The sequence below is a fragment of the Hymenobacter norwichensis DSM 15439 genome (genome assembly GCF_000420705.1).
Taxonomy (GTDB): domain Bacteria; phylum Bacteroidota; class Bacteroidia; order Cytophagales; family Hymenobacteraceae; genus Hymenobacter; species Hymenobacter norwichensis.
The window spans coordinates 40,988-53,978 of the sequence record NZ_ATVL01000008.1; the positions used below are offsets into that span (position 1 = coordinate 40,988).

9 protein-coding genes are annotated in these 12,991 nt (G+C 61.3%); 7 read left to right on the plus strand and 2 right to left on the minus strand.

Annotated features, from left to right (window positions below; genetic code table 11):
• The first annotated feature begins 176 nt into the window (after positions 1–176).
• A complete protein-coding gene (locus G536_RS0111210) occupies positions 177–1,112 on the plus strand; it encodes a ring-cleaving dioxygenase (protein ID WP_022823688.1) in 936 nt (311 codons plus the stop codon).
• A gap of 297 nt (positions 1,113–1,409) precedes the next feature.
• Here G536_RS0111210 and G536_RS0111215 read toward each other — a convergent pair whose 3' ends face one another.
• Positions 1,410–2,120, minus strand: coding sequence for an arylesterase (locus G536_RS0111215; protein WP_026880066.1), 711 nt, complete (start codon positions 2,118–2,120; stop codon positions 1,410–1,412).
• A 254-nt stretch (positions 2,121–2,374) separates the two neighbouring features.
• On the opposite strand from G536_RS0111215, the gene G536_RS0111220 reads away from it, so the two are divergent.
• Complete coding sequence (locus tag G536_RS0111220) at positions 2,375–3,085, plus strand: ABC transporter ATP-binding protein (protein ID WP_033370147.1); 711 nt, start codon at positions 2,375–2,377, stop codon at positions 3,083–3,085.
• The gene (locus G536_RS0111225; RefSeq protein ID WP_022823691.1) at positions 3,082–5,649 is read left to right on the plus strand and encodes an ABC transporter permease; all 2,568 of its coding nucleotides are present in this window, start codon (positions 3,082–3,084) and stop codon (positions 5,647–5,649) included. Before G536_RS0111220 ends, G536_RS0111225 begins: the two co-directional genes overlap by 4 nt.
• Positions 5,650–5,759: 110 nt before the next feature.
• Here G536_RS0111225 and G536_RS0111230 read toward each other — a convergent pair whose 3' ends face one another.
• The gene (locus tag G536_RS0111230) at positions 5,760–6,746 is read right to left on the minus strand and encodes an aldo/keto reductase (protein ID WP_022823692.1); all 987 of its coding nucleotides are present in this window, start codon (positions 6,744–6,746) and stop codon (positions 5,760–5,762) included.
• Positions 6,747–6,835: 89 nt separating this feature from the next.
• Here G536_RS0111230 and G536_RS0111235 point away from each other — a divergent pair, with 89 nt between their 5' ends.
• The 4 genes from G536_RS0111235 to G536_RS0111250 all read left to right on the plus strand — a co-directional run bounded on the left by G536_RS0111235 (position 6,836) and on the right by G536_RS0111250 (position 12,990).
• Positions 6,836–7,390, plus strand: coding sequence for an NUDIX hydrolase (locus G536_RS0111235; RefSeq protein WP_022823693.1), 555 nt, complete (start codon positions 6,836–6,838; stop codon positions 7,388–7,390).
• A gap of 524 nt (positions 7,391–7,914) precedes the next feature.
• A complete protein-coding gene (locus G536_RS27480) occupies positions 7,915–10,167 on the plus strand; it encodes a zinc metalloprotease (protein WP_022823694.1) in 2,253 nt (750 codons plus the stop codon).
• A gap of 120 nt (positions 10,168–10,287) precedes the next feature.
• Complete coding sequence (locus G536_RS0111245; RefSeq protein WP_022823695.1) at positions 10,288–10,569, plus strand: hypothetical protein; 282 nt, start codon at positions 10,288–10,290, stop codon at positions 10,567–10,569.
• A 117-nt stretch (positions 10,570–10,686) separates the two neighbouring features.
• Positions 10,687–12,990 carry a gluzincin family metallopeptidase gene (locus G536_RS0111250; protein WP_022823696.1) on the plus strand — a complete coding sequence of 768 codons (2,304 nt, stop codon included), beginning with the start codon at positions 10,687–10,689 and terminating at the stop codon, positions 12,988–12,990.
• Position 12,991: the final 1 nt, after the last annotated feature.

The following is a 12,991-nucleotide window of genomic DNA, read 5'->3' on the forward strand; positions in this document are numbered from 1 at the left end:
TCAATCTAAATATCACCCGGTGGTAAATCCGTAGTTTATACCTCGGATTACAGGGTCCGGCCATCGTAGCCGTTGCCCGCGCCCCCGTTCTTTGCGCTGGCGCCCCAAGGGAGCTTTTTATTACCGCCGAGACGCTGTTCTCTGCTTTTTTCTTTGCTACTCACTTTCTCCTCATCATGGAAGACCGCATTTTAGGCTTGCACCACATTACGGCCATTGCCAGCGACGCCCAGCGCAACCATAATTTCTACGCGAAGGTCCTGGGTTTGCGCTTTCTCAAGAAAACCGTCAACTTCGACGACCCCGGCACCTACCACTTCTACTTCGGCGACGAAATTGGCTCGGCCGGCACCATCCTCACATTTTTTCCCTGGCCGCACATCACGCCTGGTCGGCGCGGCGCGGGCCAGGCCACCGAAATCGGCTATTCGGTACCGGCCGGCAGCCTCGATTTCTGGATGAAGCGCTTTGATGCCCACAACGTGACCTACAACAAGCCCAGTGAGCGGTTCGGGGAGCAGTACCTACCCTTCCTCGACCCCGACGGCCTGAAACTGGAGCTTATCGTATCGAAGACGCCCGACCCGCGTACACCCTGGACTACCCCGGAAGTGGGCGCCGACGTGGCTACCCGCGGCTTCCACAACGTGACGCTCACGCTGAAAAACCAACAAGCCACCGCCGCCATTCTAACCGAGGTTTTCGGCTACAAGCTGATCGACCAACAGGTGAACCGCTACCGCTACGCCACCGACGCCGTGGAAGGCGCCAGCATCATCGACCTGGTGGAAGTAGCCGGCGAAGCAGCCAGCATTACGGCCGGCGGCACGGTGCACCACGTAGCGTTCCGGGTGAAAGACGATGCTACGCTGATGCGGTTCCGCGAAATCGTTGTGAAGCGCGGGCTTAACATCACGCCCCAGATTGACCGCCAGTATTTCCACTCGCTCTACTTCCGCGAGCCGGGCGGCGTGCTCTTTGAAATTGCCACCGACAACCCCGGCTTCATGATAGATGAGCCACTGGCCGAGCTAGGCACCCACCTGCTGCTGCCACCCCAGTACGAAGCCCGCCGCGCCCAAATTGAGGCCCACTTGCCCAAAATCAGCTAGCATATACTTCTAGCGGCCTGCTGTGCCAAGCTGTCCAGACAGTTCCATTGACGGCTTGTAACAAACCGCAACTACACCGACCGTCATGCAGAGGCAGAGCCGAAGCATCTCGCGTGCTGATGTTGAGTTAAGAACCCGACGTCAGCACGCGAGATGCTTCGGCTCTGCCTCTGCATGACGGCCTTTTTTGGTTTACTAGCTATAGTACTGCTAGGCTTTTTTGATATGACAACAGCCACGACCAGCAAGCGGATAGCTTGTTAATCGTGGCTGTTGTCATATTGAGATAATGACAAACTACTTGGCGCTACTTGCTTGCGCTGGCTGCTGAAGCAGCGGCTGCAAGATGGGCCAGATGGTGCGGGCGACCAGGCGGTGGCCGGCGGGCGTGGGATGAATGCCGTCCTGCTGATTGAGCTTGGCTACTCCGCCCACGCCCTCTAGCAGGAACGGAATCAACACCAGCTGGTTTTTGCGGGCCAGCTCGCCGTACAGGGCTTTGAAATCGGTAGCGTAGTCGGCGCCGAGGTTGGGCGGTATCTGCATGCCGGCCAGTACAATGCGGGCCTGGGGGCTGCGGCGGCGCACCGTATCGATGATGGCTTGCAGGTTTTGGCGGGTGTCGCTGAGGGGCAGGCCGCGCAGGCCGTCGTTGCCGCCCAGTTCCAGCACAAATACTGATACCGGCTTGCGCAGCACCCAGCCAACCCGGCTGCGGCCCCCGGCGGTGGTTTCGCCGCTCAGGCCGGCATTGACCACCGTGTATTTCAAGCCCGCCGAATCTATTTTCTCTCCAATCAACGCCGGGAAGGCCTCTTCGGGCTCCACGCCGTAGCCGGCAGTCAGGCTGTTGCCGAAGAACAGGATGGTTTGCGTATCGGTGGCGGCGGGCGCAGTTGCCGCGGGCGGCGTGGTAGCAGCCGGGGCTTCGGTGGTTTTGGGGTCGGCGTTGCAACCGGCCAGCATCAGCAGAAGCCAGCAACTAAACAAGGACAGGACAGGTTTCATGGAGACGAAGCTACTTTATGGGGGCTGTACGTAAGAGGCTAAGGTAACGCCGGCCCTACTTCGTCTAGTAACTCAGGCTTTTGAGAAGTTAGAAGAACGTCATGCTGAGCTTGTCGAAGCATCTCTACCGCCACAGTCAATTCAACGAAGCGGTAGAGATGCTTCGACAAGCTCAGCATGACGGTTCCTATGGCCTCCTGAAATACATTCTTTCTGATTCTCCACTCCCGCTGACCTTGGCGGGCGCAACTTGCTTGTTTGTGCTTACAGTAGAAAACCTCACCAAATCATACACCAGCGGCGGCCGAACCCTAACGGTGCTCGAATCCGTCAGCTTTGCGTTGCAGGCCCAGGACACGTTTGCCATCGTCGGTCCGTCGGGTAGCGGCAAAACCACCTTACTTGGCTTGTGCGCCGGCCTCGACCGAGCCAGTTCGGGCAGCGTCTCGCTGAATGGCATCGTGCTCGATAATCTGAACGAAGACCAGCGGGCGGCCGTCCGCAACGAGCACGTCGGCTTTATCTTCCAGAATTTCCAGCTGCTGCCCACCCTCACCGCCCTCGAAAACGTGCTGGTGCCCTTGGAGCTGCGGGGCGTCCGCAACGGCACCCGCACCGCCGAGGAGCTACTGGAACGGGTGGGATTGGCTGGCCGCGGCCACCACTACCCCACCCAGCTGTCGGGCGGGGAGCAGCAGCGCGTGTCGTTGGCCCGCGCGTTCGTCAACCGGCCCAAGATTCTGTTTGCCGACGAGCCCACCGGCAACCTCGACGCCGATACCAGCGCCCGGGTGGTGGAGCTGCTGTTTGAGTTGAACCGCGAAGCCGGCACCACGCTGGTACTCGTCACCCACGATTTAGAGCTGGCGGCCCGCACCCAGCGCATCGTGCGCATCAAAGGCGGCGCCATGCTTTCGGATACCCGCACGGCGCCTGCTGCCGTTTCTTCGTCGGCCACCTTATGAGCAACGGCCCGCTTCCTTCCGCCCGGCCGGCCCTGAGCTGGCTGTGGCGCATGGCCTGGCGCGACAGTCGCCGGAGTCGGTCCCGCTTGTTGCTGTTCGTGTCGGCCATTGTGCTGGGTATTGCCGCACTGGTGGGTATCCGGGGCTTCGGCGACAACCTTTCGCGCAGCATTGATGAGCAGGCCCGCGAGCTAGTAGGCGCCGATTTGGTGCTTTCCGGCAGTGCCCCCTTCGATTCCACGCTGGCCCCCACGCTGCGTCAGCTCGGCCAAAACCGCAGCGACGAGGTGGCGTTTGCCTCGCTGGTGCAGTTTCCGAAAGGCCAGGGCGTGCGTTTGGCCCAGATAAAAGCCCTGAATGGCAGCTTTCCCTACTACGGCGAGTGGCTAACCGAACCCGCTGCCGCCGTAACGGATTTCCGCCAGGCCATGACCTCACGGGAGCAAGTGGCCCTCGTGGATGATGCGCTACTAGTACAGTTTGCGGCCCGCCCCGGCGACTCTATTCGGGTGGGGCGGCTCACGTTCCGCATTGCCGGGCGGGTACGCAAAACGCCGGGGCAGTCTGGCTTTAGTGCGGCCGTGGCCCCCACGGTGTTCATTCCGAGTCAGTTTCTGCCGGCCACCGGCCTGATGCAGCGCGGCAGCCGGGTGCAGTACCGCACCTACTACCAGTTCGCGCCGGGCACCGATGTGGAGGCCGTGGTAAAGCGTCTGGAAGCCCGCCTCGACAAAGTGAACATCAACTCCGACACTGTGGCCGAGCGCAAGCGCCAAACCGGCCGCTCCTTCACCGACCTTACCCGCTTCCTGAACCTGGTGGCGTTTGTGGCGCTGCTGTTGGGCTGCGTGGGCGTGGCCAGCGCCGTGAGCTTGTACGTGCGCGAAAAAGTGGCCTCGGTGGCCATATTGCGTTGCTTGGGCGCCAGCGGCAGCCAAGCCATGCTGATTTATCTGGTGCAGATAGCCGCTATGGGCTTGGTGGGTGCCACCATTGGGGCGGCCCTGGGCACGGCGGTTCAGCTGCTGTTGCCGCGGTTGTTTGCCGGTTTTCTGCCGGTTACAGTAGCCGTGGCGGTTTCGTGGTCGGCGGTGGCGCAGGGCCTGGTGACGGGTGTGGTGGTGGCCGTGCTGTTTGCGCTGCTGCCGCTGCTGAGCATCCGGCGGGTGTCGCCGTTGCGCACGTTGCGGGCCGCCTACGAGGAAGACACCGCCCGCCCCGACCCGTTGCGGGTGGTGGTCTACGGCCTGATTGTGCTCTTTATCACCGGCTTTGCTTACCTGCAAACCCGCGAGTGGAAACAGGCCGTCAGCTTTGCGGGCGGACTGCTCGTAACGTTTTTCGTGTTGGCGGGCTTGGGCCAGGGCTTGCGCTTGTTGGTTCGGCGCTTCTACCCGACCTCCTGGAGCTACGTGTGGCGGCAGGGCCTGGCCAACCTCTACCGGCCCAACAACCAAACGCTGCTGCTCACGGTTTCCATCGGACTGGGCGTGTTTCTGATGGCTACGCTCTCGTTGCTGCAAGGCTTGCTCCTGAGCCGGGTGCAGATTTCGGCCTCTGACGGGCAACCCAACATGGTGCTGTTTGATATTCAACCCGCCCAGCGCGCTGGCGTCACGCAGCTGCTCACCAGCCGCAAGCTGCCCATTTTGCAGCAGGTACCCGTCGTGACCATGCGGCTAGCGGCCATCAACGGCCAGCGCACCGCCGACCTGAAAAAGGATACCACCAACGGCTTATCCAAGGGCGCACTGAGCCGGGAATACCGCGTCACGTACCGCAACAAGCTCATTAGCTCCGAAACGTTGGCTGAAGGCCTCGCGCCCTACCTCCCGCCCGATGGTACGCCCCGTATTTCGGTGGACACCGATTTTCTGCGCCGCATGAAGCTGCGCCTCGGCGATACGCTCACCTTCAACGTGCAGGGCGCCCCGCTGGCTACCATCATCGGCGGCACCCGCACCGTGGACTGGACCCGCGTGCAAACCAACTTCCAGGTGGTATTCCCGGCCGGCGTGCTAGAGCCAGCCCCGCAGTTTCTGGTACTCATGACGCGCGTACCTAACAATACCGTGCTCGGGGCCGTGCAGCGCGACCTAGTGCAGAACTTCCCCAACGTGTCGGCCATCGACCTAGGGCTAGTGCTGCAAACCCTGGACGATATTCTCAGCAAAATCTCCTTTGTTATCCAGTTTATGGCCTTCTTCAGCATTGCCACGGGCCTCGTGGTGGTGGTCAGCTCAGTGATTGTGAGCCGCTACCAGCGGGTGCAAGAAAGCGTGCTGCTGCGCACCCTGGGCGCCAGCCGCCGCCAAATTCTGCGCATTACGCTGGTGGAATACGCCCTGCTGGGGCTGCTGGCTGCCGTGGCCGGCTTGGTGCTGGCCGTGGGTGCCGCTTGGGCGTTGGCATATTTCCTGTTCGAAGTACCGTTTCTGCCGGCGGTCGGCCCGCTGCTGGTACTGGCCGCCGTCACTACTACCCTTACCGCCCTCATCGGCCTCTTCAACAGCCGCGACGTACTGACTCGCCCCCCGCTGGAAGTGCTCCGCGGCGAAGCGTAAGACAATTAAAAATTGAGAATTATAAATTAAAAATTGGCCGCTCAACATCTCATCCGAGACACGTTGAGCGGCCAATTTTTAATTTATAATTCTCAATTTTTAATTGACTCTTACCAAATCTGATGCACTTGGGGCTTAATTTTGCGCTCGTAGATGGCTTGGACCTGCTGCATTTGCTCGGTGGTGAGGGCGGGCAGTTCGGCGGCGTGCAGGTTGGAAGTGAGCTGCTCGGGCTTGGAAGCGCCGGGAATTACGCAGCTTACTTCATTGAACATCAGCACCCAGCGCAACGCCACGGGCGCTAGATTAGGCTGGTCGGGGAAGAGTTGCTTGATTTCCTCCACGGCTTCAAGGCCGGTGTTGTAGTCCACGCCCGAGAAGGTTTCGCCTTTGTCGAAGGCTTCGCCCTGGCGGTTGAAGTTGCGGTGGTCGTCGGGCGAGAAGCTGGTATCGGCGGTAAACTTGCCGGTGAGCAGGCCGCTAGCCAGCGGCACCCGCACAATCAGGCCCACATCGCGGCGCTGGGCTTCTTTGAACAACAGTTCAGTGGGGCGCTGCCGGAACATGTTGAAGATGAGCTGAATGGCAGTAACGTTAGAGTACTCCAGAGCTTTGAGGCCTTCTTCCACTTTCTCCACGCTCACGCCGAGGTTCTGGATTTTGCCTTCCGCCTTGAGCTGGTCGAACACCTCGAAAATCTCGGGGCGGTAGTACACCTCCGTGGGCGGGCAGTGCAGCTGCACCAAGTCCAGGGTTTCCAGCTGCATGTTGCGCAGGCTGGCTTCCACAAACCCACGCATGGCGGCCGGTGTGTAAGCCTCGTTGACGTGGGGCTGGAGTTGGCGGCCGCACTTGGTGGCCACGTAAATCCGCTCGGAGCGGCTGCGCACGAGCCGGCCCACTGCTTTTTCACTCTCGCCGTCGCCGTACACGTCGGCGGTGTCAATGAAGTTGATACCGCCATCCACGACGGCGTTCAGGATGGTATCGGCGTTGGCGTGGCTGAATGGGTCGCCCCATTTGCCGCCCACCTGCCAAGTGCCGAGGCTGATTTCAGAAACGGAGAAGTTGGTTTTACCGAGTTTACGATACTGCATGAGGACTTATTGGTTGCGGGTTGTTAGTTGCTGGTTTTATACGGCATATTTAGCCAACAACTAACGACTCGCAATCAATAACCACCTAAATGGCCCAAGAAATCAAACCCTGGACTACGCTCCGCTCCGAGTTAGTAGTGAATCACCGCTGGTACCAGCTCCGCCGCGACCATGTGCAGCTGCCCACCGGCCAGGAGCTCGACGACTACTTTGTGAGCGTGCGGGCCAATGTGGCGCTGGTATTCGCCCTCACCGCCGACCAGCACGTGGTGATGGTGCGCCAGTACAAGCACGGCATCGGTGAAATCCTGATTGAGCTACCCGGAGGCGTACTGGACGAAGGCGAAACCTCGCCGCTGGCGGCGGCGCAACGGGAGCTGCTGGAAGAAACCGGCTACGCTTCCGACGATATCGAGCAACTGGCCGAAGTCAGCGACAACCCCACCAAAGACACCAACCGCATCTACTTTTTCCTGGCCCGCAACGCTCGCCTCGTAGCCGCCCAGCACCTCGACGAAACCGAGAACATCGAAGTGCTAAAAGTGCCGCTGGCGGATATTGAGCACATGATTTTCAGCGGCCAGATAAAGGTGGCGGGTTCCATTGCGCTGTGTCTGTTGGCGTTGCGGAAGCTGAGGCAGTAACTACTTCCAACGGAATCAACCGTACGCGCCCCACCCAACTTCCTGTCTGCCGGGAGTTGGGTGGGGCGTTTTCTGTTCAGAGGAGACGCTTCCCCCGGCCCCTACACTCGCTTGATACGCGACGTAAAAGAAGAGCGGTGCGCTGCTTCATGCATCAGGTTGCTTGCCAGTCGTCTGGGGCCTTCTTACCCTTAGGAGAGGGGGCCGGGGGGTGAGGCCCCTCGTCACCACATCTATATGTGATTGACAGCGGCCCCCGAATAATAGAACTTGCCTATGTTTTAACGGCTGTCCGTTGAACGCTGCTTATCAAGTAATACGCTTATCCTGCTGAGGGCTTCAGGCCCTACCGCCTACTACCTCGGCGGCACGCACACCTGCTTCCGCTTCCTATTGGCCAGCCCTCTGGGCAGCCCTCCCGCTCAGTCCGCTTTTCAGCGGCCACGGCCAGCGGCTTGCCTTTTCCGCCTCAACAGCTTTTTACCCTTCAGCTTCTTTCCACTCCTTTTACTATCACAGTACCCATGAAAACAACCCGAGTAAACACCAAAAAAAACGGCACTGCCGGAAAATTCACTACCAGCGCGGAGCAGGCCGAGCACTCCACGCGCATACCGCAGGACGGCCCGCCCGTCTTTCCGCAGTTGCCCGACCCAATTATGATGGTGCCTAAGCTACCCGAGGAGCTACTGCGCCTACCCTTGGAACGGCAATTAGAGCTGGAAAAGCTGTTTCCGCTGAAGTTTTATAGCCTCGATGCGGGCTGCTACCTGGTGCGCTTCAACCCCACCGGCCTCAGTTACCACTACGACGGCACCATTCGGGTGCAGCGCCAGGGCAGCAACACCATTGCCAGCGGCGACCTGTATCAGCACAACCCTATTCAGATTTGGCCGCTGCCCACTATTCCGGTGATTAAAGGCGGCATCCTGACCCCGCAGAACGACGCCAGCTTCTTCCTCGGCGAGCCGAACCCGGCCAACGGCATTCCGGTGTTTGCCCGCTCGCGCTACCGCTACTACCTGCGCATCACCCAGATTCTAGAGTCCATCAGCTTGTCGAACACCTTCACGCTGGGCTTCGAGATGTGGAAATTCAACGGGGTTAGTGCCTCGCCCATGTGGACCAAGGAAGCCGCCGGCCCCTATCAGGCCCAAATGACCTTTGGCACCGCCCCAGCCGGCTACCCCGCCGGCGCCGACTACCTGACCGGCACGGTGCGCAACGCCGCCAACGTGGCCGTAGGCACCATCACCATGGGCCGCGTGTCCAGCTACTTGCGCAAGGCCACCGTGGAAATCGACCGGGTTTCCGCCTCGGAAGCACCCCTCGACAGCGGCGCCGGCCACGGCTGGCAGTCGATTTTCGACTCAGTGAAATGGCAGCTCAACGTGGTAACCAGCAACGCCGACGTAGCTGAACCCAGCGGCAACTCGTGGAGCGACGGCGAAATGCACGCCGCCATGCTGGCCCGCCGCGACTCCTCCAACCTCGACTCGGAGTGGCGCTACCACGTGCTGGCCGTCAAGAACATCGATTCCACCCCGCGGGGCATCATGTACGACACCGGTGGCACCGACTCCAACAACGTACCGCGCGAAGGCATCGGCATCTCGTCGCACTGGGTGATTCCCAATACCGCCACTTGGGGCAAGGTGAAAGGGCAGCGGTTTGGAGCGGCCAAAGCGCCGTATTTCCGCACCGCGCTGCACGAAATCGGGCACGCCATGGGCCTCTACCACAACACCGTGGACATGGGCATCATGAACACCACCGACGTAATTTCGGCCAGTGCCGTGCCGCCCACCCAGTTCCCCGACAATATCAAGTGGGCCCACGCCGCCGACGACCAAAAACGGCTCATGCACATGCCCGACGTGTTTGTGCGGCCCGGCGGCGTGTCGTTCGGCACGCCCTATTCCACCCACCCGCTCAGCCCCGATGATGCGCACGAGGAAGCCGTGGGGCTGGAAATGCACGTACTACCGGTGCAGGAAGTGCTGCCAATTGGCGCGCCCGTGCGGTTGGAAATCAGCCTGGCCAACACCGCCCCCTACCCGCTGCCCGCCCCCGACAGTTTGGCCATGAAGTACGGCTGCGTGAGTGGCCGGGTCATCGACCCATCGGGCACGGTGCGCACCTTCAAAACCATTATGCTGTGCGTGGACGAGGTGCAGCTACGCTACCTGGAGCCCGGCGAGCAGCTCACCGACTCGCTCACACTGCTGCGCGGGGCCGAAGGGGCCTTGTTCCCGAGTGCTGGCAGCTACACCGTGGAAGTGGAAGTAAGCTGGGACATGAACGGCGGCCACGTGGGCGTCAGCGGCCAGGCCCACCTGTTCGTGACGACGGCCCAAACCAAATCCCACGCCCGGGCCGCCCTGCAAGTGCTATCCACGCCGGATACGCTGCTGAGCATGGTCTTTACCGGTGACCACCTGCTGGAAGGCAACGCCGCCATTCAGGCCGCCCTCGATGACAAGGTACTGCGCCCGCACTACGCCTACCTGGAAGCCAAGCGGCTGGCCCAGCCCTTTAAAAAGCGCAAAGCCAACCTCAATGCCGTCGCCGACCTACTGGATGCCGAAACGGTGATGAGCACCGGTGAAATCCGTAAGTGCACCAAGCTGGTGAAGCAGGCCGACGCCGGCAACGGCAATGGTGACGCCAGCCACGACGGTGACGCCCCAAGCCGGATTGCCGGGGTGCTGCGGGCGAAAACCGAAGCCCACGCCGACACCGATTCGATGACGGCCACGCTGGTGGCACTGTCGTAGGCCGGCGGCGTGAGCCTGCGTTGCCAACCGGCCCTGTTCTTGGTCATAGCGCTCTGCCTGCTGGGTGGAGGGCTATGGCCAAGCTGCGTATTCCCCCATCACCCTTCCACCATTCCTTCGATGAACCTGATTGGCAATTGGCAGAAAACCACCGTTTCGGAGTGCGGCAAGAAATATCCTTCCGCCATCCAATTTAAACCCAACGGGCTCTACGAAGCCCAGGGCGACCCAAAAGCCGCCGTGCACCCCACCTGGGACGTGGGCACGTTCTCGCAGCAGCACGATACCGTGAGCCTGTCCACATCCAACGACGCGGTTATCGACTACCAAGCCTCAGAGGAGGCCGACACCCTCACCTTCCGCGACCCGGAAGGCTGCACCGTAACCTACCGGCGGCTTTAAGTGGTGAGGTGGTGAGTTTGACGTTCCGAGGGCGCAAGGATGCGCAAACTGGCGCCAATGACGCCTTTGGAGCATCAAACTCACCATTTCACCACCTCACCATTTCACCATTTCCTCATGGCTACCAACTTTCATCTGGCTCCGCCCGCCAAAACGGTGGCCGGGCTGCTGGCTGTGCCCATCGACATCCAGACCCTGACTGGTACCCTGCTCTTCGATGGCAGCACGTCCACGGGCCGCGCCGACGCTACCATCACTTTCCTGACCGGCGGGCAAAACGGCTGCCCCATCTTCGATTTGCGCCAAACCATTACGGCGGCCTGGCTGGATGGCATCGCCATTCCGGTGACCAGCGTGGCCCACCACGATTTTGGCGGCGGCCCGCAGGCCCAGCTCCGGGTGGTGAATATGGTGCTGCCGGCTAATACTACGCATACGCTGCGCGTTACCTACAACCTAGGGTTGCCGCAGGCCTCCACGGCCGGCAGCTATCCGCCTCAGCTAACCTGGGCGGCGGGCCCGCGCCTGACGTTCAATTTCGGGTTTACCGATTTGGGCGCGGGCCGCTACCTGGAAGCCTGGCTGCCCGCCAACCTGATTTACGACCAGTTTGCGTGCACGCTCACCGTGCGGGTGCTGAATACGGCAGTGCCGCACTCCATCATCACCAACGGCAGCACCAGCCTATTGGGGGCCAACCACTGGCAGGTCACGTTTCCGGCGCGGTTCACGGCCTTGTCGCACTTGCTGGAAGTGCGGGCCACCAACACTGTACTTACCCAGTCAGCGAGTGTGGTGCTGCCGGTGAGTGGTACCATCGTGGCGCTGGAAGCCTGGAAGCTGCAAACCGGCCCAGCCGACCTTACCACGCAGCTGAATCTGCTGAAAACCTACCTGACTGCCAACGAAAACAAGGTGGGACCTTACCTCCACGGCAACCGGTTTGTGGCCTTTCTGCACGTAGGAGGCATGGAGTACGACGGCGGCACCACCACCAGCACCGGGGCCCTGAGCCACGAGGTGTTTCATAGCTGGTGGGCGCGGGGCCTCAAACCCGCCAGCCAGCCCGACGCCTGGTGGGACGAGGCCTGGACCACCTATTTCAACGACAACGGCGGCACCCAATCCGTACCGTTCGATTTCACCAAGCCGCCCATCGAACTACGCTCCTCCAACCCCTACGCCCGCATTACGGCCAGCAATGCCTACGATGACGGCAACAAGTTCTGGCAGGGCGTGTCGGCGCTGCTGGGCAATGCGGCGCTGCTCGGCTACATGAAGGACTTCTACCAGTTGCGCAAAGGCGAGTTGGTACGCACCACCGATTTCGAGGAGTATCTGCTGTGCCGCTCGGGCAACGCACGGCTGGTCGATGCCTTCCACCGGTTCGTGTATGGCTTCGCCGACCCCGTGGCCGTGCCCGATTTGTGGTTGAAAGACGACGCCTTGGATACGGCCGGCCACAACGACTGGAACGGCCGCTTCTGGGACTCGCCCGACGTGTGGGTGCGCAACCAGGACGACGGCGTTACCATTCATCAGGCCCCGGAATATGGGCAGGACAACTGGTTTTACGCCCGGGTGCGCAACCGAGGCAGCGTTACGGTTCGGCATTTCGTGGTGAGCTTCCACGTCAAGCAGTTTGCCGGCACCCAGTTCACCTACCCTGCCGATTTTCTGCCGTGTACCGCCGCCGCCAGCGGTTTCGAGCTGGGCCCCGGCGGCAGCGCTATTGTAAAGGCCCGCTGGCCGCGCCACCTGGTGCCCGCCGCCGGTACACACGCCTGCCTCACAGCCGCCGTACTCAGCCGCGGCGACCAGCCGGGCAGCGGCCAGCACGTGTGGCAGCACAACAACCTGGCCCAGAAAAACCTGACGGTGGTCGACCTCAAGCTGAACGGCTTTCTGGTGTTGCCCTTCGTGGCGGCTAATTTTATAACGCGGCAGCTGCAACCGCGCGAGTTCAGTTTGGAAGTGTTCCGGCCGGCCGCCCTGCCCGACTTCCGGGTGAGCTTACTGCACGAGCAGCCCCGGCTGTTCAACGGCTTCGAACTGCAACGGCCCTTCCAGCTACCTGGCCGCCTCACCGATGCTGCTTCGGTAACCGTCAGCCACCCACTGGACTGCGGCGGCCATTCGCCCCAACCCAATCAGCAGCACAACCTGCTCACCGACGAGCACCTGCTAGCTACGGCCCCCGGCCTCACCGACCAGACCCAGGAGTTGCGCTTCAAAGCCGGCGCCCAGGCTAGTATGAGCTTCGAGCTGGCCGGCGGTAACCAGCTACTCACCCAGCTTCGCCTTGAGCTGCCGCCCACGGCCCGCGTGGGGCAGCAGCTCCGACTAGATGTGGTGCAGCGCGACACTAAAACGCAGCAGATAACCGGCGGCATTGCCGTGCTTGTGCGCGTGGTCCCGTAAG

Coding starts and splice junctions, on each gene's coding strand:
- G536_RS0111210 (WP_022823688.1), top strand. CDS start 177: ATGGAAGACCGCATTTTAGGCTTGCACCACATTACGGCCATTGCCAGC.
- G536_RS0111215 (WP_026880066.1), bottom strand. CDS start 2,120: ATGAAACCTGTCCTGTCCTTGTTTAGTTGCTGGCTTCTGCTGATGCTG.
- G536_RS0111225 (WP_022823691.1), top strand. CDS start 3,082: ATGAGCAACGGCCCGCTTCCTTCCGCCCGGCCGGCCCTGAGCTGGCTG.
- G536_RS0111230 (WP_022823692.1), bottom strand. CDS start 6,746: ATGCAGTATCGTAAACTCGGTAAAACCAACTTCTCCGTTTCTGAAATC.
- G536_RS0111235 (WP_022823693.1), top strand. CDS start 6,836: ATGGCCCAAGAAATCAAACCCTGGACTACGCTCCGCTCCGAGTTAGTA.
- G536_RS27480 (WP_022823694.1), top strand. CDS start 7,915: ATGAAAACAACCCGAGTAAACACCAAAAAAAACGGCACTGCCGGAAAA.
- G536_RS0111245 (WP_022823695.1), top strand. CDS start 10,288: ATGAACCTGATTGGCAATTGGCAGAAAACCACCGTTTCGGAGTGCGGC.
- G536_RS0111250 (WP_022823696.1), top strand. CDS start 10,687: ATGGCTACCAACTTTCATCTGGCTCCGCCCGCCAAAACGGTGGCCGGG.